24 protein-coding genes are annotated in these 27,000 nt (G+C 69.3%); 10 read left to right on the plus strand and 14 right to left on the minus strand.

Annotation, left to right across the window (positions count from 1 at the left end; genetic code table 11):
• Positions 1-93: 93 nt before the first annotated feature.
• Positions 94-447, minus strand: coding sequence for an STAS domain-containing protein (locus tag ABZ441_RS08455; protein ID WP_003967428.1), 354 nt, complete (start codon positions 445-447; stop codon positions 94-96).
• 79 nt (positions 448-526) lie between these two features.
• Between ABZ441_RS08455 and ABZ441_RS08460 the strand changes: the two genes are divergently transcribed.
• A complete protein-coding gene (locus tag ABZ441_RS08460) occupies positions 527-3,037 on the plus strand; it encodes a DEAD/DEAH box helicase (RefSeq protein WP_358969758.1) in 2,511 nt (836 codons plus the stop codon).
• A gap of 61 nt (positions 3,038-3,098) precedes the next feature.
• On the opposite strand, the gene ABZ441_RS08465 is transcribed toward ABZ441_RS08460, so the two are convergent.
• The 7 genes from ABZ441_RS08465 to ssd all read right to left on the minus strand — a co-directional run bounded on the left by ABZ441_RS08465 (position 3,099) and on the right by ssd (position 8,275).
• A complete protein-coding gene (locus ABZ441_RS08465; RefSeq protein WP_358969759.1) occupies positions 3,099-3,446 on the minus strand; it encodes an Rv3654c family TadE-like protein in 348 nt (115 codons plus the stop codon).
• A 5-nt stretch (positions 3,447-3,451) separates the two neighbouring features.
• Entirely contained in the window at positions 3,452-3,832 is a 381-nt protein-coding gene (locus ABZ441_RS08470; RefSeq protein WP_358969761.1) for a TadE family type IV pilus minor pilin, read from the minus strand.
• Positions 3,819-4,049 (minus strand): DUF4244 domain-containing protein, encoded by a 231-nt coding sequence (locus ABZ441_RS08475; protein WP_358969762.1) that lies wholly within the window; start codon positions 4,047-4,049, stop codon positions 3,819-3,821. The genes ABZ441_RS08470 and ABZ441_RS08475 overlap by 14 nt, the downstream gene beginning before the upstream one ends.
• A gap of 260 nt (positions 4,050-4,309) precedes the next feature.
• Positions 4,310-5,026 (minus strand): type II secretion system F family protein, encoded by a 717-nt coding sequence (locus ABZ441_RS08480; RefSeq protein WP_358969955.1) that lies wholly within the window; start codon positions 5,024-5,026, stop codon positions 4,310-4,312.
• A gap of 92 nt (positions 5,027-5,118) precedes the next feature.
• Entirely contained in the window at positions 5,119-5,943 is an 825-nt protein-coding gene (locus ABZ441_RS08485; RefSeq protein WP_358969957.1) for a type II secretion system F family protein, read from the minus strand.
• Positions 5,944-5,987: 44 nt separating this feature from the next.
• Positions 5,988-7,136, minus strand: coding sequence for a TadA family conjugal transfer-associated ATPase (locus ABZ441_RS08490; protein ID WP_358969764.1), 1,149 nt, complete (start codon positions 7,134-7,136; stop codon positions 5,988-5,990).
• Positions 7,133-8,275, minus strand: coding sequence for a septum site-determining protein Ssd (gene ssd / locus ABZ441_RS08495; RefSeq protein ID WP_358969766.1), 1,143 nt, complete (start codon positions 8,273-8,275; stop codon positions 7,133-7,135). Before ssd ends, ABZ441_RS08490 begins: the two co-directional genes overlap by 4 nt.
• Before the next feature lie 500 nt (positions 8,276-8,775).
• Here ssd and ABZ441_RS08500 point away from each other — a divergent pair, with 500 nt between their 5' ends.
• Positions 8,776-9,615: an HAD-IB family hydrolase gene (locus tag ABZ441_RS08500; RefSeq protein ID WP_358969768.1), complete on the plus strand. Its 840-nt coding sequence runs from the start codon at positions 8,776-8,778 to the stop codon at positions 9,613-9,615.
• Between the two features lie 477 nt (positions 9,616-10,092).
• On the opposite strand, the gene ABZ441_RS08505 is transcribed toward ABZ441_RS08500, so the two are convergent.
• On the minus strand, positions 10,093-10,917 hold the full coding sequence (locus ABZ441_RS08505; RefSeq protein ID WP_358969770.1) for an oxidoreductase: 825 nt from the start codon (positions 10,915-10,917) through the stop codon (positions 10,093-10,095).
• Positions 10,918-11,019: 102 nt separating this feature from the next.
• Between ABZ441_RS08505 and ABZ441_RS08510 the strand changes: the two genes are divergently transcribed.
• On the plus strand, positions 11,020-12,015 hold the full coding sequence (locus tag ABZ441_RS08510; protein WP_358969772.1) for an ATP-binding protein: 996 nt from the start codon (positions 11,020-11,022) through the stop codon (positions 12,013-12,015).
• Positions 12,016-12,045: 30 nt separating this feature from the next.
• On the opposite strand, the gene ABZ441_RS08515 is transcribed toward ABZ441_RS08510, so the two are convergent.
• A complete protein-coding gene (locus ABZ441_RS08515; protein WP_358969774.1) occupies positions 12,046-13,377 on the minus strand; it encodes a hypothetical protein in 1,332 nt (443 codons plus the stop codon).
• A gap of 299 nt (positions 13,378-13,676) precedes the next feature.
• Between ABZ441_RS08515 and ABZ441_RS08520 the strand changes: the two genes are divergently transcribed.
• Complete coding sequence (locus ABZ441_RS08520; protein ID WP_358969776.1) at positions 13,677-16,187, plus strand: SulP family inorganic anion transporter; 2,511 nt, start codon at positions 13,677-13,679, stop codon at positions 16,185-16,187.
• Between the two features lie 182 nt (positions 16,188-16,369).
• Complete coding sequence (gene acs, locus ABZ441_RS08525) at positions 16,370-18,322, plus strand: acetate--CoA ligase (RefSeq protein ID WP_358969778.1); 1,953 nt, start codon at positions 16,370-16,372, stop codon at positions 18,320-18,322.
• Between the two features lie 220 nt (positions 18,323-18,542).
• On the opposite strand, the gene ABZ441_RS08530 is transcribed toward acs, so the two are convergent.
• Complete coding sequence (locus ABZ441_RS08530; RefSeq protein WP_358969780.1) at positions 18,543-19,235, minus strand: alpha/beta hydrolase; 693 nt, start codon at positions 19,233-19,235, stop codon at positions 18,543-18,545.
• Positions 19,236-19,626: 391 nt separating this feature from the next.
• Between ABZ441_RS08530 and nhaA the strand changes: the two genes are divergently transcribed.
• From nhaA to ABZ441_RS08550, 4 genes are all read left to right on the plus strand, one after another.
• The gene (gene nhaA / locus ABZ441_RS08535; RefSeq protein WP_358969782.1) at positions 19,627-21,027 is read left to right on the plus strand and encodes a Na+/H+ antiporter NhaA; all 1,401 of its coding nucleotides are present in this window, start codon (positions 19,627-19,629) and stop codon (positions 21,025-21,027) included.
• Positions 21,028-21,066: 39 nt separating this feature from the next.
• Positions 21,067-21,597: a phage holin family protein gene (locus ABZ441_RS08540; protein ID WP_358969784.1), complete on the plus strand. Its 531-nt coding sequence runs from the start codon at positions 21,067-21,069 to the stop codon at positions 21,595-21,597.
• Positions 21,594-22,571, plus strand: a complete 978-nt coding sequence (locus tag ABZ441_RS08545; protein ID WP_358969786.1) for an alpha/beta hydrolase — start codon at positions 21,594-21,596, stop codon at positions 22,569-22,571. Before ABZ441_RS08540 ends, ABZ441_RS08545 begins: the two co-directional genes overlap by 4 nt.
• Positions 22,572-22,676: 105 nt before the next feature.
• The gene (locus ABZ441_RS08550; RefSeq protein WP_358969788.1) at positions 22,677-22,895 is read left to right on the plus strand and encodes a hypothetical protein; all 219 of its coding nucleotides are present in this window, start codon (positions 22,677-22,679) and stop codon (positions 22,893-22,895) included.
• Positions 22,896-23,035: 140 nt separating this feature from the next.
• Here the strand turns inward: ABZ441_RS08550 and ABZ441_RS08555 are convergent, their stop codons facing one another.
• From ABZ441_RS08555 to nth, 3 genes are all read right to left on the minus strand, one after another.
• The gene (locus tag ABZ441_RS08555) at positions 23,036-24,241 is read right to left on the minus strand and encodes a MarP family serine protease (protein WP_358969791.1); all 1,206 of its coding nucleotides are present in this window, start codon (positions 24,239-24,241) and stop codon (positions 23,036-23,038) included.
• A gap of 90 nt (positions 24,242-24,331) precedes the next feature.
• Complete coding sequence (locus ABZ441_RS08560; protein ID WP_358969793.1) at positions 24,332-25,069, minus strand: CoA pyrophosphatase; 738 nt, start codon at positions 25,067-25,069, stop codon at positions 24,332-24,334.
• Between the two features lie 154 nt (positions 25,070-25,223).
• Positions 25,224-25,970 carry an endonuclease III gene (gene nth, locus ABZ441_RS08565; protein WP_358969959.1) on the minus strand — a complete coding sequence of 249 codons (747 nt, stop codon included), beginning with the start codon at positions 25,968-25,970 and terminating at the stop codon, positions 25,224-25,226.
• 349 nt (positions 25,971-26,319) lie between these two features.
• Between nth and ABZ441_RS08570 the strand changes: the two genes are divergently transcribed.
• Positions 26,320-26,994, plus strand: coding sequence for a Crp/Fnr family transcriptional regulator (locus tag ABZ441_RS08570; RefSeq protein WP_031090867.1), 675 nt, complete (start codon positions 26,320-26,322; stop codon positions 26,992-26,994).
• Positions 26,995-27,000: the final 6 nt, after the last annotated feature.

The raw sequence follows: 27,000 nt of genomic DNA on the forward strand, positions 1-27,000 counted from the left end.
TCGACCGCCTGCTCCTGGCGGCCCGTCTGCTGCCGCCTGCCGGTCTGTCACTGCGTGCCTGCCGGCCTGGGAACTGCCGACCGGCACCGACGGTCAGTCGGTCGCAGCGACAGCCTCGTCGACCGTGGTGTGAATGGGAAACACCTTGGTCAGACCTGTGATCCGGAAGATCTTGAGAATGCGCTCCTGGTTACACACCAGGCGCAGCGAGCCCTCATGGGCTCGGACACGCTTCAGGCCACCCACGAGCACGCCGAGGCCGGTGGAGTCGAGGAAGTCGACGCCTTCCATGTCGACAACCAGGTGGTAGCTGCCGTCATTCACCAACTCGACCAACTGCTCGCGCAGCTTGGGCGCGGTATACACATCAATCTCGCCACCGACCTCGACGACCGTACGGTCGCCACCAGGGCCGGACACATTGCGAGTCGACAGGGACAGGTCCACGGATCCTCCAGCACCTTGCTATCGAGCGGTCGCCCCTCAGTCTCCCCGACGGAGGCCAGGGGACGGATCGCCAGCCGCGATGGCATTCAATCACTTACCAGCAGCCATGCACGACGCCTTGGGACCATTGTCCGTCATGCCAGTGACACACTCGGTGCCGATGGCCAAGAATCACCGCCCCAGTCGACCACCCGAGAGCGCGGGCTCGCGCCCCTCTCCCACGGTGGTTCTCGACCGGCTCGCCGCAGCGGCGGGCCGGGCAGCGCGCATCACTCATACGGAGCACTTGCCCCCGCGTGCGGGAACCCATGCCATCTGGCCGGACCGCATCCGGCCAGAAGTCGTCTCGGCGATCGGCCGGGCCGGAATCGACCATCCGTGGACGCACCAGGCCACCGCAGCCGAGCACGCCCTGGACGGCGAGTCCGTGGTGATCGCGACGGGGACCGCGTCCGGCAAGTCACTCGCCTACCTCGCCCCCGTGCTGAGTACGCTCCTCGACGGCTCCCAGGCCCCCGACGGCCGCGGCACCACCGCCCTGTACCTCGCCCCCACCAAGGCCCTGGCCGCCGATCAGCGCCGCGCGGTGAAGGCGCTCGCGGCGCCCCTCGGCTCCGCGATCCGGCCGGCGGTCTACGACGGGGACACGCCGGTCGAAGAACGCGAATGGGTGCGTCAGTACGCCAATTACGTCCTGACGAACCCCGACATGCTGCATCGGGGCATCCTCCCGTCCCACCCCCGCTGGGCCTCCTTCCTCCGCTCCTTGCGCTTCGTCGTCATCGATGAGTGCCACACCTACCGGGGCGTCTTCGGCTCCCACGTCGCCCAGGTGCTACGCCGTCTTCGCCGTCTCTGCGCCCGCTACGGATCCGATCCCGTCTTCCTCCTCGCCTCCGCCACCGCGGCACAGCCCTCGGTCGCCGCCGGCCGCCTCACGGGACTCCCCGTCAAGGAGGTCGCCGACGACGCCTCCCCCCGCGGAGAACTGGTCTTCGCCCTCTGGGAGCCGCCACTGACCGATCTGCATGGCGAGAAGGGGGCGCCGGTGCGCCGTTCCGCCACGGCCGAGACCGCCGACCTCCTGACCGACCTGACCCTCCAGGGCGTGCGCTCGGTCGCCTTCGTACGCTCTCGGCGCGGCGCCGAGCTCATCTCCCTCATCGCCAAGGAGCGACTGGCCGAAGTCGACCGTTCACTGCCCGGGCGCGTCGCCGCCTACCGCGGTGGATACCTGCCCGAGGAGCGCCGGGCCCTGGAACGCGCACTGCACTCCGGGGACCTTCTGGGACTGGCAGCCACAACCGCCCTGGAGCTCGGCATCGACGTCTCGGGGCTGGACGCCGTGGTCATCGCCGGATACCCGGGCACCCGCGCCTCCCTCTGGCAGCAGGCCGGCCGCGCGGGACGCTCGGGGGAGGGCGCCCTCGCAGTCCTGGTGGCCCGGGACGACCCGCTGGACACCTTCCTCGTACACCACCCCGAAGCGCTGTTCCAGCAGCCCGTGGAGTCGACCGTCCTGGACCCGGACAACCCTTACGTCCTTGCCCCACACCTGTGTGCCGCAGCCGCGGAGCTCCCCCTCACGGAGGCGGACGTCGCCCTCTTCGGCCCGGCGGTAGCAGAGCTTCTGCCACAACTGGAGGCCGCGAAGCTGCTGCGCAGACGGCCGACGGGCTGGCACTGGACCCGCCGGGAACGCGCAGCCGATCTCACCGACATCCGTGGCGGGGGCGGCCGTCCCGTCCAGATCGTCGAGGAAGGCACCGGACGGCTGCTGGGAACCGTGGACGAATCAGCCGCACACACCGCCGTTCACGAGGGTGCCGTCCACCTCCACCAGGGCCGGACCTACCTCGTCCGGACACTGGACCTGGAGGATTCAGTGGCCTTGGTGGAGGAAGCCGTACCTCCCTACTCGACGAACGCACGCGATACGACCGCGATCGCCGTACTGGAGACCGATACCGAGATCCCCTGGGGTGACGGCCGCCTCTGCTTCGGCTCCGTCGAGGTGACCAACCAGGTCGTCTCCTTCCTGCGCCGCAGGCTGATCAGCGGGGAGGTCCTGGGAGAGACCAAACTCGACCTGCCTCCCCGCACCCTGCGCACCCGCGCCGTGTGGTGGACGGTCACCGAGGACCAACTCGATGCCGCACGGATCAGCCCGGAGATCCTCGGAGGTTCCCTGCACGCCGCCGAACACGCCTCCATCGGCATGCTGCCGCTCTTCGCTACCTGCGACCGCTGGGACATCGGTGGTGTCTCCGTCCCTCTGCACCCCGACACGCTCCTTCCCACGGTGTTCGTCTACGACGGCCACCCGGGCGGAGCCGGCTTCGCGGAGCGCGCCTTCCACACCGCCGGCACATGGCTGACGGCGACGCGCCAGGCCATCGCGTCATGCGAGTGCGAAGCGGGCTGCCCGTCCTGCATCCAGTCCCCCAAGTGCGGCAACGGAAACGAACCACTGCACAAACGGGGCGCCGTACGCCTCCTGACCGAACTGCTCAGGACCGCGCCGTCGGACCTGAGGGAAGGCGACCCGGCACAGAGCGGGGAGGGGCCGGCCGGAAAGCCTGAGAGGTAAGGCCCACTGCGCGCCCCGGCCCTTCGGCGAAGGACGACGCCGCCGACCGCGCAGGGCTCAACTAACCCTCCGGGGGGCCCGCTCTCGACCTGACCTCAGGCGCGTACGGTCCGAAGCGCGCGCGGGCCGTCACGTCGGCGATCTCTCCCCGCACCCCGCAACGCACGATTTCCGCCCCTTGGGCCATAGCGACCTCACCGGCCGCCCCGCACGCCACCTCCGCACCCCGCAGTGCCTGGTCGGCTGCGGCAAGCGCCGCCAGATCAGCCGCGCCGCCGGCCCTGTGGCGGGCGGACACAGCCTGGCCGAGGGCCAGCACCATGGCGAACACCGCGCAGAGCGTCGCCGTCGTGACAGCCACCCAGACGGTCGCCAGCCCTCGGTCCCCAGCGCCGGGAGCGCCGCTCATCCCTCTCACGGCTCCGTCCCCACTGTGTCCTCGGCCAACGCGACAGCCTCAGCACTCAGCGTCAGGCCCAGCGGCCCAGGGCCTGGAGTCGGCGCCTCCACCCGAACTCGCCACAGCGCCCCCGCCCGCTCAACGGCGACACGAGCCCTGCCAGGCGCTGCATCCTGCGCCGTGGCCCGCACGACGCCCTCAGGCTCCGATCGGGCCGCGGCCCGCGCTCCGGCCCGTGCCGCGTCCACACAGCGGATCTGGTCCGACGCGGCCACCAGCGCCCAGACGAGTGCGAGAACGAACGCCACCAGCACGGGGAGTGCCATGGCGGCCTCCGCCGTCACCGCTCCCCTGTCACCGGACAGGCCCCTCCCCGGGACCTCAGAACTTCGCATCGAGGGCGTCCTTGATCAGCGACTGCAGCGCCGACAGCACCGCCCCACTGGTAACCACCTTGTAGAGCACCGCCGCGAAGGCACAGGCAGCAATGGTTCCCACCGCGTACTCCGACGTCGTCATCCCACGGTCGAGACCGCGGCACCGGGCGTGCCCGCCGAGCCCGCTCTCCCAGAAACGACGCAACGCCCGCAGCGCCCTCAGAAAGCGGTCCATGAATTTCCTTCCCACAACAACCCCCATGTCCAGAAACCACGTTGATTTCTTTCGGAACCTTCGATTCGGTACTTCCGGCGAGCCGGAGCTGCAGGCCGAGGGGAGGCCGGGTCCGGCTCCCGCTCGAAACCAGCCGCACCTCGGCCTGGGAACCCGCCAGGACCCGGCGCAGTTCTTCGGCGGCGCCTCATCCGGGTCACAGCAGTCACCCGCGGTTCCCCGCCGTCGAAGCCGGCCCCCGGGAAGACAGCTGTACGCACTCAGCCGCGGTGCAACAGACCGGTCGCCAGTCCGATCACCACCGGCGCCACGCCCATCGCCAGAAAGGCGGGCAGGAAGCAAAGCCCCACCGGTGCGGTGATCAGCACACCCGCACGCTGAGCACGCGCCACGGCCGCACTCGCCCGCGCGGCGCGCATTTCGTCGGCCAGCCTGGAAACAGGCTCCGCTGCGGGCGCTCCCGTGGATGCGGCACGTTCCAGACAGCGCGCCAGTGGCGCAGCGCCTGGTATCTCACCGAACCGGCCCCATGCCTGCGCCGGTTCACCGCCGAGGAGGATCTCGGCCGCCGTACGGGCCAGCCGCTCGCCGACCGGACCGGCAATGGATTCCCCGACTGCCTCCGCAGCGTCCCGCGGTCCGGCACCGGCCGACAGACAGGATGCCAACAGGTCTGCGGCAACGGGCAACTGCCGGGCAATCACCGCGGCCTCGGCCTCCTGGACGGCGGCTCCATGGCGTCTCACGGAGCGCCGCCACCGCCACAGTCCGTACGCCGCAGCAAGACCGACCCCGCAACCGGCGGGTGTGCCTACGAGGACCCAGCCCCCCGCCGCGGCTGCCAGGAACACAGCCCACCGCCGAGCACGGCTCCAGTCCTGCGCCCGAAGGTGCGTCCACCCCGACCTCGGTCTGCTCGCGCAGGACCTGGTCAGCAGCGCACCCCTTCGGCGTATCGCGCGCTCGTGCCGCCGCATGGCCAGCGTGGAGGTGAAATAGACGGCTGTACCCACTGCGGCCCCCACTGCCCCGGCCACTCCCAGCGATCCCCCCGCCCCTGGCCCTCCGCTCACGGCGCCTCCCCCGCCCGCACGATCCGCGATGCCCAGAACAGCCCCGCGGCCTCGAGCAGTCCGCCCGCCATCAGGCAGGCGAGCCCACCCGGGCTGTGCAGCAGCACCCCCAGCGGGTCCGCCCCGAGTGCGGCTCCCATCCCCAGGCCGAGCACCGGCAGCAAAGCCAGGACCGCCACAGTCGACCACGCGCCCGCCAGCTGCGCCCGCAGTTCCTCCCGCTGACGCCTCTCGCCTCGCAGCGCGCTCTCCAGGCGCGCCAGACCTGCCGCGAGACCGGCTCCGCCGCTCACGGCCACCCGCCAACACGCCGCCATCCCCGCGAGTCCGTCGAGACCGGGACCTGCCGAAGCCTGCCGCAGCGCGCCCGGCACATCGCCACCGAACCGCGCGGCCGCCAGAACGGCGGATTCGGCTGCGCCGAGCTCGCCGCCCGCGGTCCGCGTGGCGGCGAGCAGCGCCTGGCCGGGCTCGCGCCCTGCCCGCAACTCGCCGACCACCGCTCCGCAGAGGGCAGTCACGGCGTCGGCCGCCCGCTCACGGTCGTCCCGATCCGCCCGCCGCCGCAGCCAGCGCCTCACCAGCGCAACCGCCACGGCGCCGACGAGGAGCGGGAGCACCGATTCCCCCACCACGGCGAGAAGGGCCGCCACGGGGGCACACAGCCATTCCCGTCGGCCGTCGAACAGCTCGCGGACCATAGCCCACGCCATCGGCCCCCAGCGCTCCTCCCGCCGTCGCGCCATCAGCATCCGAGCACGCCGCGCCCCGGGGTCCCGCGCCACGGCCAGACCGCCGGCCAGACCCGCACATCCCGCCATCGCCCAGGCCGGCACCTGCGCCAGCGCGTCGGGGCCCGCCGCCGTCACAGCCACTCCCCGATCAGCGTCCCGAGCCGCTCCCAGCCCCGCTCCGGCTCGAAGCCCTCGGCTCCCCAGCGCAGTGCGGGCACGGTGACGACCAGTCCTGCGGAGTCCCGCTCGAGGACATGCACCTCGGCCAGACGCCGCTGCCCGCCCCCGTCCCGTACGAGGTGGACGACGACGGACAGCGCCGCCGCCAACTGACTGTGCAGAGCGGCGCGATCGAGACCCGCGGCGGTCCCGAGGGCCTCCAGCCGCGCCGGAACATGCTCGGCAGCGTTGGCGTGCACCGTGCCGCATCCGCCTTCGTGTCCAGTGTTGAGAGCCGCAAGGAGCTCCGTCACCTCGGCTCCCCGGACCTCCCCAACCACCAACCGGTCAGGACGCATGCGCAACGCCTGGCGTACCAGGTCCCGTAGCGTCACCCGCCCGGCGCCCTCCTGGTTCGCGGGACGCGACTCCAGGCGCACCACGTGCGGGTGATCCGGGCGCAACTCCGCCGAATCCTCCGCCAGCACGATGCGCTCCCGCTGCCCGACCGCCCCCAGCAGGCTCGACAACAGGGTCGTCTTCCCCGCGCCGGTCCCTCCGCTGATCAGATACGAGACCCGGGCCTCGACCAGAGCTCTCAGCAGCCGGTCGCCGCCGGGCGGGACCGTCCCCGCCACCACGAGCTCCGCCAAGGTGAAAGCCTTGGGCCGCACCACCCGCAGAGAGAGGCATGTCGAGCCGACGGACACAGGCGGCAGCACGGCGTGCATACGCGTACCGTCCGGCAGCCGGGCGTCCACCCACGGCCGGGCGTCGTCCAGCCGGCGCCCGGCCACTGCGGCAAGCCTCTGAGCCAGCCTCCGAACAGCCGCCGCGTCATGGAAGGCGACACGCGTCAGCTCGAGCCCGCCGCCGCGGTCCACCCACACCCGGTCCGGAGCAGACACGAGCACATCGGTCACCGCGGGGTCTGCCAACAGCTGCTCCAGCACTCCTGTGCCGACCAGTTCGCCCCGCAGCTCCTCCGCCGCGCCGAGCACTTCCGCATCACCGAGCAAACGGCCCTGCTCTCTCAGCGCGGCAGCCACCCCAGCCGGCGTGGGCGCCGCACCGGTGCGCGCCAGCCGTTGGCGTACGGCGTCGAGCAACGCGTCCCTCATGACGTCGCTCCCCCACGAGCCACGGTCGGGACGCCGGACGAGCGGCTCGCCGGGGCATCCGCCAGATCCCAGAAGGCGGCACAGAAGCGCGCCAGCGAACCGCGGGGATTCCCGCCCGGGGGCACACCGCTGTCCAGAGCCGAAGGCAGACCGGCCTCCGCAGGCAGGTCGCCCACGAGCGGCAGACCCAGCGCCTGTGCCACCCACTGCTCGTCCAGACCCGCCGTATAGGGGCCCCGGGCGACCACGCGCAGGTCGTCGAGAACCATGCGGGCAGAAGCCGCCACACGCTGCGCGGCCGCGACCGCTCTGAGCTCCCCGGGTACTACCAGCAGTCCGACGTCCACCTGTGCGAGCGCCTCAGCCACGCTTTCGTCGACCCTCCGCGGCAGATCCACGACCACCACTCCGCCGAGCCGACGCGCCGCGGCGAGCACCGACTGCATGGCCTGCGGTGGCACGATCACCTCGTCGTCGCGGCCCCAGCTGAGCACACGCAGCCCGTGCACCGCAGGCAGGGAATCCTCCAGCGCACCTCCGCCCACCCTCCCTTTCGAACGAGCGAAATCCGGCCACCGCAGGCCCTCGGCCTCCTCCCCGCCGAGCAGCACGTCGATCCCGCCGCCCAGGGGATCTCCGTCGACCAGCATGGTCCGACGGCCTGACCGTGCCGCCGTCACGGCAAGCGCACAGGCCAGCGTGGAAGCTCCGGAGCCGCCGCGCCCTCCCATCACCCCCACGGTGAGCGCGGATCGGCCCACGCCCTCGACCGCATTGGCGATCTGGTCCACGAGCCACCCTTCGGAATCAGGCAGCCTCAGCACGTATTCGGCTCCGATCTCCACCGCTCGGCGCCATACATCCGGGTCGTCCTGGTCCCGTCCGACGAGCATGACGCCCGGCCTACGTGGCAATCCACGGCAACTGCGCGCCATGTCGTCGCCGACCAGAACCATCGGAGCCCGTTCCCAGTTGCCCCTCTCTCCCGGTGGCCCGTGATGCACCTCGGGCATGGCCCCGGCGGCCGCGCACAACCTGAGCAGGTCGTCCAGCAGATCCGGGTCCTCGGTCACGATCGACGGCCCGTCCCGCCGCCCTTCGGCGCTCGACGGACCTCCGCCCGCGAAAAATCCAGCCACGATCCACGCCCCTCTTCATGTCCCTTCAGTGCGGTTTCGCGGCGATCTCGAACGCTTCTGAGACGCGCGATTCCGGAACCCACGGACTTCGTGGGTGGAATCAACATGCAGTGGCCCGAAAAAACATGTGGATCTTGCTCAAAAACTGTGGACAACCCCAGCGTTGTGAATATCTCTGTAGCTCGTCCAGGGGACTTTCACAGCACACCCCTTCCACTACACACAGTCACGATGCATGGTCGAGTGAACCGACGCGAGGAGAGGAGCGAAGGAGCCGGCCAGGGCAGGAGCGCCCTGAGACCATGCTCGAAAAAGGCGTCCGGACATGCGACGACCCCCGCCGGGGGGGGAGAGCGGGGGTCGTCCCCACGGCCGACTCGGGGGGGGAGGAGCCGGACCGGGTTAGCACGGTCGCGAACGATCCGTGACTTCCATGGTGTACCCGAGCGCCTTCTCAGGCAAACCCGCCGACCGGACTTTACGCCGAATGGCGGGCCCCTATGCTCACCTTTGTGGAAAATAGCTTCTCGCCGCGCACGGCAGCCTTCTTCGACCTGGACAAGACGGTCATTGCGAAGTCATCGACACTGACCTTCAGCAAGTCCTTCTACCAAGGCGGGCTGATCAACCGCCGCGCCGTACTGCGCACCGCATACACACAGTTCGTTTTTCTAGCCGGGGGTGCCGATCACGACCAGATGGAGCGGATGCGCGAGTACCTCTCAGCGCTCTCCAAGGGATGGAACGTCCAGCAGGTCAAGGACCTTGTGGCCGAAACCCTGCACGACCTGATCGACCCGATCATCTACGACGAGGCCGCAACCCTCATCGAGGAGCATCACACCGCTGGACGTGACGTGGTCATCGTCTCGACTTCCAGCGCCGAGGTCGTTGAACCGATCGGTGAACTACTCGGCGCCGACCGGGTCGTGGCAACCCGGATGGTCGTGGGTGAGGACGGATGCTTCACCGGCGAGGTCGAGTACTACGCCTACGGACCCACCAAAGCCGAGGCGATCAGGGCTCTAGCCGAATCGGAAGGTTACGACCTCTCACGCTGCTACGCGTACAGCGACTCCGCCACGGACGTGCCGATGCTGGAATCGGTCGGGCACCCCCACGCCGTCAACCCTGACCGGGCGCTGAGGCGCGAGGCCACTCTGCGGGAATGGCCGATTCTGGTCTTCGACCGGCCCGTTCGCCTCAAGCAGCGCCTGCCCGCCTTTTCGATGCCACCGCGGCCGGCACTCGTCGCCGCAGCCGCTCTGGGTGCGGCTGCCGTGACAGCCGGGCTGGTCTGGTACGCCAACCGTCGCCGCGCCACCACAGTCGCCTGCTGATACCGGCCGGGGGAGGGGTCACTCCCCGGCAACCCGCCCACTCGACGGCGACCAACCCCACGCCAGGCGAAACGAAACCCCAATATGTCTGGCGAGACGCTATTTGAACCAAAAAGTAAAGAAGTGCGACCGAGCCTTCCGCTTACCCCCGCCCAGGAGTACAAAGGACTCAACGGCCCGCGAGACCAGGGACATCCGAGAGGATCACCTTTCACGCACAGATGGCCAAACGGACCGAGTATGAAAGCCGAGTACCCACGCGACGTCGACCCGTCGATTACGGGCCAGCCGCACCAGGTAACGGGCAAAGAACCTGACCTGATGGGCACACATCGAGGACGCTTGGTAACTGGGCGGACATGCCAGCGGCGGTACCGGAACCGGTACCGCCGCACACCTTTGCGGAAATCCGCCAGAACATCCGGGACACCCGAGCCGCTCCCGGCGGGGCGGCTCCCGGCTCCCGGAACAGCCCGCCTAGGCGGCGCCGCGCTGCATCGCTTCACATACCGCTGTGGACTCCCTGACACCCAGCTCCACCGCGCGCCCGCAGTGAGCGATCCAGGCTGCCATCCCCTCAGGCCTCCCGGACAGGTACCCCTCGAACGCGGCCACGTAGGCCGCGCGCCCCTGTTCCGCGTGACCGACCTCGGCAGGGCAGACCGACTTGGGGTCGAGCCCGCTGTTGATCAGAACGATCCGCTCGGCGGTTCGGGCGACCAAGCCGTTGTGCGAACCGAAGGGGCGCAGGGCCAGTAGTTCACCGTGCACCACCGAGGAAGTCACCAGCGCGGACGCCGTGCCACCGGCAATGATCAGCCGCGAGAGACCTTCGAGCCGCCCGGACACCTCGTCCGCGCCGGGGACAGGTGCCTCGATCAGCGGTTCGTCGACGGACTCGCCCGCCAACCGCGGCCTGCCGACCGCATCGTCAGGAGTCGCGCCGCCCGCCGCCACAAGATGCAGCCTCGCAAGGACGCGGAGCGGTGACTGCCTCCAGATGGAGAGCAGCTGTCCAGCCTCAGCAGTGAGCCTCAGGGCGGCACCGATGGTGCGAGCCTCGTCCTCACCGCTGAAGTCCGTGCGCCGACGAACCTCTTCCAGATTCCAGTCGGCACCGGAGAGCGCCGCCGAGCCGCGTGCTCCGCGCAAGGCCGCCTCCGCGGTGACCTCGTTACTGCGGCGCCGCATGACCCGGTGCCCGTAGACCCGGTCCACGGCCTTGCGCACGGAGTCCACCGCATCGGGGACCCCCGGCAGCTCTCCTAGGGCGGCAAGTGGGTCCGAGGAAGTCGTACTCATAAGTAGGGAGGCTACGCGCCCCATGTGCGGATACCGCCCGGGAGTGGCCTTCTTCACGAAGCGCGACAGCAGTGCGCAGTCAAGCAGCTACCCTAAGTGAATATGAAGATCGCTTTCGTGGGGAAGGGCGGCAGCGGCAAGACGACGCTGTCCTCGCTCTTCATCCGCCACCTCGCTGCCAATGAAGCTCACGTCGTCGCGGTGGACGCCGATATCAACCAGCACCTCGGGGCCGCCCTCGGCCTGGACGAGGACGAGGCCGCCGGCCTGCCCGCCATGGGCTCCCAGCTACCTCTCATCAAGGACTACCTGCGCGGAAGCAACCCCCGCATCGCATCCGCCGCGACGATGATCAAGACCACGCCGCCCGGAGAAGGGTCCAGGCTCCTGCGCGTTCGCGAGGACAACCCTGTCTACGACGCATGCGCGCGCACGGTCCGTCTCGACGACGGAGAGATCCGGCTGATGGCCACCGGACCGTTCACCGAGTCCGATCTCGGCGTCGCGTGTTACCACTCGAAGGTCGGGGCGGTCGAGCTCTGCCTCAACCACCTGATCGACGGCCTGGACGAGTATGTGGTGGTCGACATGACGGCCGGGTCGGATTCGTTCGCCTCGGGATTGTTCACCCGTTTCGACATGACTTTCCTCGTCGCCGAACCGACCCGGAAGGGCGTCTCCGTCTACCGCCAGTACAAGGAATACGCCCGGGACTTCGGTGTCGCGCTGAAGGTGGTGGGCAACAAGGTCCAGAGCCAGGACGATCTCGACTTCCTGCGCGACGAGGTCGGCAACGACCTGCTGGTCGGCATCCGCCAGTCCGAATGGGTCCGGGCCATGGAGAAGGGACGGCCCGCCCCGTTCGAGTTGCTGGAGGCGGACAACCGGATGGCACTGCAGGCCCTGCAGGACGTCGCGGAGGACTCCTACGAGCTACGCGACTGGGAGCGCTACACGCGCCAGATGGTGCACTTCCATCTGAAGAACGCGGAGAGCTGGGGGAACGAGAAGACGGGTGCCGACCTGGCCGCCCAGGTCGACCCCTCCTTCACCCTGCACGAGCACTGTGCGGAGGCGGGCGCCGCCCAGCCGGCCTGAGCCGGACAGCGCGGCGCCGGTGCACGATCGCTACTCCGCGCCCGCGTCGGCCCCCGTGCCCGCCGGCTGATCCGCCGGCCTGGCGGGCACGGGGCTGCCTGCGGGCTTGCCCGGGACCGTACCGGCGAGGAACGCCGTCCAGCCCGGTTCGGGCTTCTGTCCCACCTTCAGCGTCCCGAGCTTCGCGAGCGTCGCGGGGTCCTGCGCGTCCAGCCAGTCGGCGAGCTGGCGGAACGAAACGCATTGCACATCCCGCTGTGTGCACACGGTCTTCATCGTCTCCTCGATGGCGCGCATGTAGGTGCCGCCGTTCCAGGACTCGAAGTGGTTGCCGATGATCAGCGGCGCGCGGTTCCCGTTGTAGGCCCGGCCGAACGCCTGAACCAGACCGTCACGCATCTGGTTGCCCCAGTACTCGTGCTTCTCCGGGTCGCCCTTGGTCGTACCGGACTGGTTGAACATGAAGTTGTAGTCCATCGAAAGCGTCTCGAATGCGCGTCCCGGGACGGGGACGAGCTGCAGGGGGAGGTCCCAGACGCCGTTCTTCTTCGCCGGCCAGACTTGATTGCCGACACCGCTGGAGTCATAGCGGAATCCCATGGTCCGCGCCGCCTCGACCATGTTCTTCTGCCCTTCGAGGCAGGGTGTGCGGGCGCCGATCAGCTCTTTGTCGTAGTCGAAGGGCAGGGGCGCTTCGCCCTTGAGCGCCGGCGCGTTGGTCTTCCAACCCTTCACGAACGATTTCGCCTGGCTGATCTCGCTCTTCCACTCCTCGACCGACCAGGTGCCGACACCCCCGTCCGGCCCACAGAAGTGCCCGTTGAAGTGGGTGCCGATCTCGTTGCCGTCCAGCCACGCGGCACGCAGCTCCGTCAGAGTGTGCCGAATGCCCTTGGTGTCGTTGAACCCGATGTCGGAGCGTCCGGCCGCGTGCTGGGGCGGGTCGTAGAGCTCCTTCTTCTCCTCCGGCAACAGGTACACGCCGCTGAGGAAGTACGTCATTCTGGCGTCGTACTTCTTCGCGACCGCGCGGAAGTGCGAGAAGAGCTTCTGGCGGTCCTCACCAGCACCGTCCCACGAGAACACCACGAATTGCGGTGGCTTCTGGCCTGGCTTCAGACGCTTGGCAGCGGGGAGATTCGGCTGAACACCCGTAAAGGCGGTGGAGCCGTCCCCGATGAGGTTCACCGGCCCTTTCGGCGCAGCTGCGGGAGAGTTCCCATCCGCGCCCGGAGCTGTCTTCTTCCCGGCTCCGGCCCCCGGGCCATCAGCCCCCGTCCCGGAACCCGAACAGCCGGCCAGGCCGGCGATCAGCACCGTGACCACGGCACCCAAGGCAATCCGCTTCGCGGCGGCCATCATCCGTCCACCCTCTTCCTTGCAGAATTCGTGCGTTGAAGTCCCGACACGGCGCGGTCAACCTCACACGCAGCTCTGCCGGAATCAGTACGACAAGCCGAATGAAAAGATGCTTATTCACTTGAAAGGGTGACTCGCTAGGCTATTTGCTCGAAAGCATGGACACGCTTCTTTACTCTCCATTACTATTCATTTACGGAGAGTTGAGAAATCCCGCCGCTTTACCCCACCGCTGCACGCCGTGACCCACGGCCGCCGTCACTCACATACCGCGACCGCGCTGCCCCGGAGGAGACGGGAACATGTCTGCCTGCGTCCCTACCCGCAACGACCACTCATCCCGCGGCTCAAGCCCTCCCCGCGCCTCGGGAATCAAGCGCCCACACGGTCCACCACCGCCCCGCCGCGGAAGTTTCCGCGTCTCGGGTGCGGATCTGTCCGCATCGATCACCGTCTTCCTGATCGCTGTCCCCATGTCACTCGGTCTCGCCGTCGCCATGGACGCCCCCCTCGCCGCCGGTCTGGTGTCCGCAGCGATCGGCGGCATCGTCGCCGGACTGCTGGGCGGTACGCCCCTACAAGTCAGCGGCCCCTCCGCCGGACTGACCGTGGTCACCGCCGAGTTGATCCAGATCTACGGTTGGCGCACCACGTGCGCGATCACCATCGGGGCGGGACTCCTGCAGGTTCTGCTGGGTTCGTTGAAAGCAGCCCGCAGCGCCCTTGCCGTCAGCCCCGCCATCGTCCACGGCACACTCGCGGGCATCGGCGTGGCCATCGCTCTCGCCCAGCTACACATCGTGCTCGGCGACACTCCGCAGAGTTCCGCCCTGGAAAACGCCCTGTCGCTCCCCTCCCACCTGGCGAAGCTCGAACCTGCCGCCCTCTTCGTCGGAGCCCTGACGATTTTTCTTCTCATCGTGTGGCCGCGCCTGCCCGGCAGGCTCGGGACGGCACTGCGCAGAATTCCCGCCGCGCTTGCCGCAGTGGCCATCGCTACGGCTGTTGCCGCTGCGGCCACCCCCGGCATCGCCAGGGTGGACCTACCGTCATGGCGCTCGCACGCATTGCCTGAGCTGCCTCACGGCCCGGTAGCCGCGCTGGCGACAGCGGTGTTCACCGTCATGCTCGTTGCCAGCCTCGAATCCCTGCTCGCCTCGGTCGCCGTGGACAAGCTCGCCGCCGACCGTTCAGCGGCCGGCCTCAGGGAAGGGCCGACGCCGGCCGCGCCTGTGAAACGGTCCGACCTCGACCGTGAGTTGCGGGCTCAGGGTGTCGCCAATGCGGTGTCGGGACTGGTCGGAGGTCTTCCCGTATCCGGGGGCGCCGTGCGCAGTTCCGCGAATGTGCGGGCGGGCGCGGAGAGCCGGGCCTCAACGGTGCTGCATGGCGTCTGGGTACTACTGGCAGCCGTCCTACTGGTCACAGCCCTGGAGTGGATTCCCCTGGCGGCGCTCGGCGCACTGGTGATGGTGGTCGGCATCCAGATGGTCAACTTCGCCCACATCCGCAGGGTCCACAGACACCGGGAGTTCCTGGTGTACGGCGCGACGATCAGCGGAGTGATTCTCGCCGGAGTCCTCGAAGGAGTGGCGGTCGGCATCGTCGTGGCAGTGGCCGTCGCCCTGCACCGGCTGGCTCGCACGCGCATCACCGTGACGGAGCAGAATGACGGCCGATACCTGGTGGCCGCCCGCGGCCAGCTGACCTTCCTGGCCGTCCCCCGGCTCAGCCGCTTGCTCGGGAAGCTTCCACAAGGGGTGGACGCCGTGGTCGAGTTGGACGGCTTCTTCATGGACCACGCAGCGTACGAGACGATCCAGGACTGGTATGCGGCGCAGACCGCGATGGGAGGCCGGATCGAGTTCACGGGCCGCTCCGGCGGGCGTATCGCCGAGCCTGCCTCGGCGGCCCACTCCTGCTGCCGCCCATGGACCCCGTGGCGCAACCATCACTGCCACGACCGCGGGGAGGAAGGGACACCGACCACCGCCGTCCCTGCCGCGCATGTCATGTCGAAGGCTGCGACTTCAGCCGCTCCGGCAGGGCCCTCGAGCCGTCGGCACGGGGCCCATCGACTGCTCAGCGGCCTCAGTTCCTTTCAGCGCACCACTGCCCCGCTGGTCCGGGAGGAGCTGGCCCGGCTGGCATCCGAGGGGCAGCGGCCTTCGCAGCTGTTCCTGACCTGTGCCGACTCACGCCTGGTCACCAGCATGATCACCGCAAGCGGTCCGGGCGACCTTTTCACCGTGCGGAACGTCGGCAATCTGGTGCCGCCGCCTGACGCGGGGGGTACAACGGGGAACGACGACTCAGTGGCTGCTGCCATCGAGTACGCGGTGGATGTGCTGGAGGTCGAGTCCATCACGATCTGCGGCCACTCCGGATGCGGGGCGATGCAGGCTCTGCTGGGGGCCGACCCCGAGACGCCCCGGACACCTCTGTGGCGCTGGCTGCGGCACGGACTCCCGAGCCTGGAACGCATGCGTTCCCGCGACCACTCCTGGGCTCGCATCGCCGGCCGACTGCCCACCGACGCCGTGGAACAACTCTGCCTGACCAATGTGGTCCAGCAGTTGGAGCACCTCCGCGCCCACGGCTCGGTGTCACGTCGACTGGCGGCAGGCACACTGCAGTTGCACGGCATGTACTTTCACGTCGGCGAGGCGCAGGCTTATCTGCTGACCGAGGGCGCCAGTTCCGGCACGGGGCCCGACGAGGTCTTCGCTCGAGTCGCACCCGGCGCGGTATGGAGTGCGGAACCAAGCACCGAAGCGCTGCTCACGACCCCCGGCACCACGGTCGGTGCCTGAACCACTCACCTTTCCGGTCCGTGAGACCTTGTGGTCCCGCCCTCGCGTCGCGCAGCGCCGCTCGCGGAGGCGGGACCTGTGTCTCCTCACGAGATACAGGTCTAAACCAATTTCCGGCAGACACTTGTCACCTGGCCCACGGCCTGATGAGCTGTCCCCGGGACACAACGGACACCCTGGGAATGGGAGATGTCGTGAGCAACGAAAGCCTGGCCAATCTGCTCAAGGAGGAGCGGCGGTTCGCACCGCCTGCCGATCTGGCCGCGAACGCCAACGTGACAGTGGAGGCGTACGAGAAGGCCGAGGCGGACAGGCTGGGCTTCTGGGCCGAGCAGGCCCGCCGCCTGACCTGGGCCACGGAGCCGACCGAGACGCTCGACTGGAGCAACCCGCCCTTCGCGAAGTGGTTCGCGGACGGCAAGCTCAACGTCGCGTACAACTGCGTGGACCGTCATGTCGAGGCGGGCAACGGCGACCGGGTCGCGATCCACTTCGAGGGCGAGCCCGGCGACAGCCGAGCCATCACCTACGCGGAGCTGAAGGACGAGGTTTCCCGCGCGGCGAACGCGCTCACCGAGCTCGGTGTCGTCAAGGGGGACCGGGTCGCCGTCTACCTGCCGATGATCCCGGAGGCTGCCGTAGCGATGCTGGCCTGCGCCCGCATCGGCGCTGCGCACTCAGTGGTCTTCGGCGGTTTCTCCGCGGACGCCATCGCCGCGCGCATCCGGGATGCCGACGCCAAGGTCGTCATCACCGCCGACGGCGGCTACCGCCGCGGCAAGCCCTCGGCGCTGAAGCCCGCGGTGGACGACGCTGTCTCCCGCATCGACAGCGTCGAGCATGTACTCGTGGTCCGGCGCACCGGTCAGGACACCGCATGGTCAGAGGGCCGGGACGTCTGGTGGCACGAGATCACCGGTCGGCAGTCGGCCGAGCACACCCCTGAGGCCTTCGACGCGGAGCACCCGCTCTTCATTCTCTACACCTCGGGAACCACGGGTAAGCCCAAGGGCATCCTGCACACCTCCGGGGGCTACCTGACCCAGACGGCGTACACCCACAACGCGGTCTTCGACCTCAAGCCCGAGACGGACGTGTACTGGTGCACCGCCGACATCGGCTGGGTGACCGGACACTCGTACATCGTCTACGGCCCGCTGGCCAACGGTGCGACCCAGGTCATGTACGAGGGCACACCCGACAGCCCCCATCAGGGGCGCTTCTGGGAGATCGTCCAGAAGTACGGGGTCACGATCCTCTACACCGCGCCGACCGCGATCCGCACGTTCATGAAGTGGGGAGAGGACATCCCCGCCGGGTTCGATCTCTCGTCGTTGCGTGTCCTCGGTTCGGTCGGTGAGCCGATCAACCCTGAGGCCTGGATGTGGTACCGGAAGCACATCGGCGCCGACGCCTGCCCGATCGTGGACACCTGGTGGCAGACCGAGACCGGCGCCATGATGATCTCGCCGCTTCCCGGGGTCACGGCGACCAAGCCCGGGTCGGCGCAGCGGGCCCTGCCCGGCATCAACGCCACCGTGGTGGACGACGAGGCGAACGAGGTACCGAACGGCGGGGGCGGCTATCTCGTCCTCACCGAGCCGTGGCCGTCGATGCTCCGGACCATCTGGGGCGACGACCAGCGCTTCATCGACACCTACTGGTCGCGCTTCGAGGGCAAGTACTTCGCGGGCGACGGGGCCAAGAAGGACGAGGACGGCGACGTCTGGCTGCTCGGTCGCGTCGACGACGTCATGCTCGTGTCCGGGCACAACATCTCGACCACCGAGGTCGAGTCGGCTCTCGTGTCTCATCCCTCGGTGGCCGAGGCCGCAGTGGTAGGTGCCAACGACGAGACGACCGGTCAGGCCATCGTCGCCTTCGTGATCCTGCGTGGAACGGCCACCTCCTCCGAGGAACTGGTCGCCGAACTGCGCAACCACGTCGGCACCACGCTCGGGCCGATCGCGAAGCCCAAGCGTGTCCTGCCGGTGTCCGAGCTGCCGAAGACCCGGTCCGGCAAGATCATGCGCCGCCTCCTGCGCGACGTCGCAGAGAACCGCGAGCTGGGCGATGTCACCACGCTCACGGATGCGGACAGCGTGCGGCGCATTATGGACGATCTGAACAAGTGATGCAGACAGGGCCGGGCAGGGGGCGCCGACAACGCGTCGGGGCCACACCCTCCCGGCCCTCCTGCCCACCCCTTGCTCGCCCGCCTGCGCCCAGCTACGTGCCGGCCCTCTCCCCCTCGTGCACGGGATGGACACGTCCCCCGGCGATGATGCCTGGCGCTCACTGCCCGGCAGCCCGTCGCACGGCCACACGCAACCGGGCCACTCCGAGGGTCCCGCGTCAGCGGACCTGAGCCAGAATCCGGGCGAGTTCACGCGGCCGCGAGAACATCGGCCAGTGCCCGGTGTCCATCTGGACCAGCCTCCAGTGCTCGCTCTTCAGCAGTTCCGTGACGGTGTCGTTGGGCTCGGCGCCGTCGAGCAAACACTTGATGTACGTCGCGGGGAGCTCACCGAGAGGCCGCGCCAGGACGGCCGGCTCGGTGAGCGTCCGGCCGGGGTGCGGCGTGCAGCCGGCGACGATGCGGGCGACCTGGTCGTCGGTGAGCCCCTGTCCCTCGTAGTCAGGGGCGGTCAGCGGGGCCCAGAACCCTCCGTTCCCGGCGAGCGCAGCCTCGAAGACCGACTGCCCCTGCCACCAGGCGGAGGACATCGACGCCCCGTGCGTCGGCACCTCGGAGTCGACCAGGACGACCCGCTTCAGCCGGTCACCGATCCGCTCGGCCGCCTGTCCGACAGGGATGCCGGCGTAACTGTGTCCGACGAGGACGACTTCACGCAGCCCCAGCCGTTCCACCTCGTCCACGACGTCCTGCACGTGATCCTGCTGCCCTGCGGACTCGCCCTGCCGTTCCGCGAGTCCGGACAGTGTCAGCGCGTGTGCGCCGTGCCCGCCCGCCCGCAGCTCCTGGACAACGTCGGCCCAGGCCCACGAACCGAGCCAGGCGCCTGCTGTGAGTACGAAGTCGGTCATGTCGCGACCGTAACGGAGGGGACCGACAACGGAGGTGTGCGGAAGCCCGCACCGGCCTTCTGTTGCCTCGGTCACGGCTCCGCCTGCCTCCCGAACGCCGCGCCGCCGGCCGACGGGTCAGCCGGAGCGGCACTCCGCGCGGGGCAGATACGGACGAATACCGGCGCACACCACCGGGCGGCGACCACCGGATCCGGATACGTTTGCGACAGCCCAGGTAGAGTGGTGATCGCGTCAGCGGACGGGTCAGCGCACTCATGTGCACGCCGATGCGCCGGCACGAGTACCGAACACAAGTGCATAGAAATCTCCACAGGGGCGCCGGGAAGTCTGGTCGGCATGTGTATCCGCCATGCCACCACTGCCGTAAACCGACCCGAAGGTCTCCCCCGTGACCCCGCCGTTCCCCCCTTCCGGCCGCCGTACCGTGCTCGGCCGCCTCGCACTCCCCGAGCGCAACTACGTCGCCGAGGCCCTGCGCACCGAGACGGTCGGCGGAGTCCTGCTTCTGGCCGCGGCCGTTGCAGCTCTGATCTGGGCCAATACCTTCGGCTCGGCCTATGCCTCCGTGAGTGATTTCCACTTCGGCTCCGATGCCCTGGGACTCCACCTTTCGGTGTCCCACTGGGCTGCGGACGGTCTGCTCGCCGTCTTCTTCTTCGTCGCCGGCGTCGAACTCAAGCGTGAACTGGTCGCCGGCGAACTCCGTGATCCCCGGGCCGCGGCTCTGCCCGTCGCCGCCGCGCTCTGCGGCATGGCCGTGCCCGCGCTCGTCTACGCGCTGACCGCCGTGTTCCGTGGAGGGTCCCTCGCCGGCTGGGCGGTCCCCACCGCCACCGACATCGCGTTCGCGCTCGCAGTCCTCGCGGTCATCGGCACGTCGCTGCCTGCAGCTCTTCGGGCCTTCCTGCTGACGCTCGCGGTCGTCGACGACCTCTTCGCCATCCTCATCATCGCGGTCTTCTTCACCGAGAACATCGACTTCCTGGCACTCGGCGGCGCCTTCGCCGGTCTGGCCGTCTTCTACGTGCTGCTGCGCACGGGAGTGCGGGGCTGGTATTTCTACCTTCCGCTCGCCCTGGTCATCTGGGGTCTGATGTACAACAGCGGCATCCACGCGACGATCGCCGGCGTCGCCATGGGCCTCATGCTGCGCTGCACCCGCCGTGAGGGTGAGACGCATTCGCCGGGCGAGCACATCGAGCACCTGGTGCGCCCCCTGTCCGCCGGCATCGCAGTTCCGCTGTTCGCGCTGTTCTCGGCCGGTGTCACTCTCAAGGGCGACGCCCTGGCCGGCGTCTTCACCCGCCCCGAAGCGCTCGGGGTGGTACTCGGTCTGGTGGCCGGAAAGACCGTCGGCGTCTTCGGCGGCACCTGGCTCGTGGCCCGTTTCACCAAGGCCGAGCTGAACAAGGATCTGGCCTGGGCCGACGTCTTCGCCGTGGCCACGCTTGCCGGTATCGGCTTCACCGTCTCGCTGCTCATCGGGGAACTCGCCTTCGCCGGCGACGAGGACATGATCAACGAGGTCAAGGCGGCGGTCCTCGTCGGTTCCCTGATTGCCGCCGTACTCTCCGGTGTACTGCTCAAACTGCGGGTACGCAGATACAGGACGCTGTACGAGGCCGAGGAACTCGACGCGGACGCATCGGGCATCCCCGACGTCTACGAGCAGGACGACCCCGAGTACCACCTGCGTATGGCCGCGATCTACGAGAGAAGGGCTGCCGAGCACCGCCGCCTTGCCGAACGGGCGGGGGCAGCGAGCAGCAAGCCGGACAGTCCGGCATGATCTGACATCGGATGTACGGAAGAGAAGAGGGAGTCAGGGATGAGCGACCCCGGCAACTATGCGGGCAGCACCGACCGTAGTCTCGGCCAGCTGTTCGCTTCGGCCACCGCCGAGATGTCCGCGCTGGTGCACGACGAGATCGCCCTGGCCAAGGCCGAGGTGCGTCAGGACGTCAAGCGCGGCACGATCGGGAGCGTGGCGTTCATCGTCACGGGCGTACTGATCCTGTTCGCGATCCCGGTCCTGAGCTTCGCCGCGGCCTACGGGATCCACAATCTCGGGCTCGGTCTCGCCTGGTCGTTCCTGATCGTCGGCGGTGCGTTCATCCTGCTGGGGATCCTGCTCGCCCTCTTCGGGCTCGCCAAGTTCAAGAAGGTCAAGCCGCCGGAGAAGTCCATCGCCTCGGCCAAGCAGACCGCGGCGGTCCTGCAGGGCGTCAAGCCGCATCCCCGCCCCACCACCGGCGCGCGTGCGATCGAGCAGGCACAGGGCAGCACGCTCGCGGACGAGGCCGTCGAGAACCGCCCTGTCCAGGACAAGGCGGTCTCTGTGACACGCTCGTCCACATGACCGACCCCGATTTCAGCACATCCGGCCCGATGGGGCCTCTGGGGCCGGCTGCCGGTTCCGGCGGCCCTGTCCGCCTCGACGGACCGTGGACCCACCGTGACGTGGCGGCCAACGGCGCGCGTTTCCACATCGCCGAGCTCGGCGACGGGCCGTTGGTGCTGTTGCTGCACGGTTTCCCGCAGTTCTGGTGGACCTGGCGACATCAGCTGACCGCCTTGGCCGACGCCGGGTACCGGGCGGTCGCGATGGACCTCCGCGGGGTCGGCGGAAGCGACCGTACGCCGCGGGGCTACGACCCCGCGAACCTGGCGCTCGACGTCACCGGGGTCATCCGCTCGCTCGGCGAGTCCGACGCGGCTCTCGTGGGGCATGACATGGGTGGCTATCTCGCCTGGACCGCTGCGGTGATGCGGCCCAAGCTGGTCCGGCGGCTCGTGGTGTCGTCGATGCCGCATCCGCGTCGCTGGCGCTCCTCGATGCTCTCGGACCTCGCGCAGTCCCGGGCCGGCTCGCACATCTGGGGCTTCCAGCGGCCGTGGGTTCCCGAGCGTCAGCTCGTGGCGGACGACGCGGCCCTGGTGGGCCGTCTGATCCGCGACTGGTCGGGCCCGCGCACACCCGACTTCCCCGACGACCGGACCATGGACGTCTACCGGCGCGCGATGTGCATCCCGTCGACGGCGCACTGCTCGATCGAGCCGTACCGCTGGATGGTGCGTTCCCTGGCCCGTCCGGACGGCGTCCAGTTCAACCGGCGGATGAAGCGCCCGGTGCGCGTGCCGACGCTGCACCTTCACGGCTCACTCGACCCGGCGATCCGCACCCGTAGTTCAGCAGGGTCGGGCGAGTACGTCGAGGCGCCGTACAGGTGGCGACTTTTCGACGGTCTGGGACACTTCCCCCACGAGGAGGATCCGGTCGGCTTCTCGGCCGAACTCATCAACTGGCTCAAGGACCCCGAGCCTGACCGGTAGTCGGCGGGCACAGGTGTCCGACGAACAGCCAATTGCCTGCCGCATAAGCCAATTGGCTGACTCGCGCACGATTACCGACCTTGGGTCAGGGGCAGACGTCGGGGTATGGGCTGGACGCGCGACTTCAATGACGCAGCACGCAATGACACAGCACGCAACCGCCGCTCGACCGCTCCCGCCGGTCCGGGCAGTCACGAGGGGGGCGGCTCACGGAGCCGGGTGCGCGAGGTGAGCGATTTCCATGATCTTCGACTGGGCATTCCGCGCATCCTCCACCGCCGGGCCCGCTGGGTCTCGGCGCGCCTGCGCCATCCCCGTGGATGACCCGGAGAGCGCCGGACAACATGCCACGCGCCGGGTCTCCCGGGGCTGTTGAGCCCCAGGGCCCGCACAGGGCGCCGTAGGGCGGCAACCTGTATTCGCGGGCCCGCGCCGCGCCCGGCCACCGAGCCGGGCGCGGGATCTCAGAGCGCGCAGCCCTCGCTGTCGACCTCCTGGGCCGTGGACTTGCCGAGCTCGATGTCCTCGCGGATCTCGTCGGCCGTCAGCGCGTAACCCGTGTCCGGGTCGTCGAGCGACTTGGCGAACACCACTCCGTACACCTTGCCGTCCGGAGTGAGCAGCGGGCCACCGGAGTTGCCCTGGCGGACGGTCGCGAACAGCGAGTACACGTCGCGGCGCACGGTGCCCCGGTGGTAGATGTCCGGGCCGTTGGCGTCGATCCGGCCCCGGATGCGGGCGGGGCGTACGTCATAGGCGCCGTTCTCCGGGAAGCCGGCGACGATGGCACCGTCACCGCTCCTCGCGTCCTGGTCGGCGTCCATGAAGCGCAGCGGCCGGGCGTCCAGGTCAGGGACGTCCAGTACGGCGATGTCGCGCTGCCAGTCGTAGAGGACGACCTTGGCGTCGTAGAGCCGCCCCTCGCCCCCGATCTGGACCGTCGGTTCGTCGACGCCGCCGACCACGTGGGCGTTGGTCATCACGCGGCGGTCGGAGAAGACGAATCCCGTCCCTTCGAGGACCTTGCCGCAACCGGGTGCCATGCCGACGACCTTGACGATGGACTTCTTGGCACGGGTGGCTACGGGGCTTCCGGCCAGCGCGGGGTCCGGAGGTTCGACCTCGGTGATGGGCTCGTTGGCGAAGGGGCTGAAGACCTGCGGGAAGCCGTTCTGCGCGAGCACGGAGGAGAAGTCCGTGAACCAGTTGGAGGCCTGATCGGGCATCACCCGGGAGACCCCGAGCAGGACCGAGGAGCTGCGGACCTCCTTGCCCAGCGTCGGAAGTGACGTACCGGCCAGCGCGGACCCGATCAGCCAGGCGACCAGGAGCATGGCCACCACGTTGACCAGGGAACCGCCGGTGGCGTCCAGAGCACGTGCGGGTGACCACGTGATGTAGCGGCGGAGTCCGTTGCCGAGGTGGGTGGTGAACGCCTGCCCCACGGAGGCGCACACGATCACGATCACGACCGCGACGATGGCGGCGGTGGAGGAGACTTCCGATCCGTCGGTCGCCCGGTCCCAGATGGTCGGCAGCAGGTAGACGGCCACGAGGCCGCCGCCCAGGAAGCCGATCACGGACAGGATGCCGACGACGAAACCCTGGCGGTAACCGATCACCGCGAACCACACGGCGCCGACGAGCAGCAGGATGTCCAGCATGTTCACCGTCTATAGCCTCGCAGATTCGTCACCTGGCCCGTCCGGTTCGACGGGGTCCGGGCGAGGCCCGGAACAGCGCAGCACGGAGTCACCCTGTCATGCGCGCCAGTCGAGCGGCACCTGCCTGGTCCTGTCCCAGGGACGTTCCCACCCCGCGTAGTGCACGATCCTGTCGATCACACCGGCGGTGAATCCCCAGACCAGTGCGGATTCGACCAGAAATGCGGGTCCTCGGTGGCCGCTCGGGTGGACGGCTGTCGCGCGGTTGGCGGGATCCGTGAGATCCGCCACGGGGGCGGTGAAGACCCTGGCGGTCTCGGCCGGATCGACGACACCCACCGGGCTCGGCCTCCTCCACCAGCCCAGCACGGGCGTGACGACGAAACCGCTCACCGGGATGTAGAGCCGGGGCAGCACTCCGAAGAGCTGGACGCCGGCCGGATCGAGACCGGTCTCCTCCTCGGCCTCCCGCAGCGCGGCCCTCAGCGGCCCGACGGTCGTGTGGTCGCCGTCCTCGGGATCGAGGGAGCCCCCGGGGAACGACGGCTGCCCCGGGTGGGAACGCAGGGAGCCTGAGCGCTCCATCAGGAGCAGCTCGGGGCCGCGCTCGCCCTCCCCGAAGAGCACCAGGACGGCGGACTGCCGCCCCGCACCGTTCTCCGGCGGCAGGAAGCGGCTGAGCTGCCTGGCCTGCACGGTCCGCGCCGCTCGGTCCACGGGCTCGAGCCAGGCGGGCAGGCCGTCGGCGGAGACGGTGAGCGCGCTGTCGTGGGTTGCGCCCGTCCCGGTGTCGGCCGCGTCGGCCGCGGCCCGTGTGCTCTGTGCGTGCGTCATGGGCACCCCCGTCGTTCCAACGCCTGTCGTCGCCCATTTCGTTCCGCCCGGGCCCGGCCCACGGGCAGGGGCGGTACCGCTCGCCGCTCGGCCACGCCGGGCACCGGCGACGTCACGGCCCCCGGCGCGGTGAACGACGCCGCACGCCGGCCGCTCACCCGGCTCCGAGCGGCGGGGCGGGGCTGCCCGGATAGTCCGGGGGCGGGCTCAGACGCTGGCCGGGGTAGCCGCCCATCTCGTACTTCAGGAGTTTCTTCGCCTTCTCAGGATCCGTCTCGCCCTCCCCGTAGGCGGGACAGAGGGAAGCGATCGGGCAGGCGCCGCAGGCGGGCTTGCGGGAATGACAGATGCGGCGGCCGTGGAAGACCACGCGGTGCGAGAGCATCGTCCACTCGTTCTTCGGGAAGATCCCGGCGATCTCCGCCTCGACCTTCTCCGGATCCTCCTGTTCCGTCCACTTCCAGCGGCGGACCAGCCGCCCGAAGTGGGTGTCCACCGTGATGCCGGGAACACCGAACGCGTTGCCGAGGACGACGTTGGCCGTCTTGCGTCCGACTCCGGGCAGTTTCACGAGATCCGCGAGCCGGCCGGGGACCTCACCGCCGAAGTCGTCCCTCAGGGCGGCGGACAGCCCCATCAGGGACCGTGCCTTGGCCCGGAAGAAGCCGGTCGGCCGGATGATCTCCTCCAGCCTCTCGGGGACGGCGGCGGCCATGTCCTCCGGCGTCGGGTATGCGGCGAACAGCGCCGGAGTGGTCTGATTGACCCTCAGGTCGGTGGTCTGGGCCGAGAGGACCGTGGCCACCAGGAGTTCGAAGGGATTACGGAAATCCAGCTCGGGGTGGGCATACGGATAGACCTCGGCGAGCTCGCGGTTCATCCGGCGGGCCCGGCGGACCATGGCGAGATGCGATTCCGGCTTCGCGGGCTTGACCGGCACTGCCCTCGTCGGACCATTGGCGGCTTTTTTCCTACTTCGTGCGGCCTGTTCGCCCACAGCGGAATTCCTGTCTCCCAACACCCCATCAGCCCCCTCGGCCTGCGCTCTCACCGGCGTTCCGGACACTCGCCCAGCCTAGAGCCACGGACTGACATCCGCCCCGGTCACCGCGCATCCACGCCCGATCGGCCCCCTGCCGTAGGGTCCGGCACGCCCGTGCGTCAAACTGGTTTGTGATCGATCGCACGGTTTTACCGTCCGGCATCATGGAAACCACGCTTCCCTGAACAGGCCGACAAGGAGAGAACTCGTGGACGACGTTCTGCGGCGCGCCCCGCTTTTCGCGGCGCTCGATGACGAGCAGGCCGCGGAGCTCCGCGCCTCGATGAGTGAGGTGACCCTCGCACGCGGCGACGCGCTGTTCCACGAGGGCGACCCGGGCGACCGCCTGTACGTGGTCACCGAGGGCAAGGTGAAGCTCCACCGCACCTCGCCCGACGGGCGGGAGAACATGCTGGCCGTCCTCGGCCCCGGCGAGCTGATCGGGGAGCTGTCGCTCTTCGACCCGGGACCGCGCACCGCGACCGCGAGCGCGCTCACCGAGGTCAAGCTCCTCGGTCTCGGGCACGGAGACCTGCAGCCCTGGCTGAACGCGCGCCCCGAGGTGGCCACCGCGCTGCTGCGCGCCGTCGCCCGCCGCCTGCGCAAGACCAACGACCAGATGTCCGACCTGGTCTTCTCCGATGTGCCGGGCCGTGTCGCCCGGGCACTCCTCGACCTGTCGCGCCGCTTCGGTGTGCAGTCGGAGGAGGGCATCCACGTGGTGCACGACCTGACGCAGGAAGAGCTGGCCCAGCTGGTCGGCGCCTCCCGCGAGACGGTCAACAAGGCACTCGCGGACTTCGCGGGCCGCGGCTGGCTGCGCCTCGAGGCGCGCGCCGTGATCCTGCTGGACGTGGAGCGGCTGGCCAAGCGGTCCCGCTGACGCCTC

The organism is Streptomyces sp. NPDC005752, assembly GCF_040630715.1.
GTDB lineage: Bacteria > Actinomycetota > Actinomycetes > Streptomycetales > Streptomycetaceae > Streptomyces.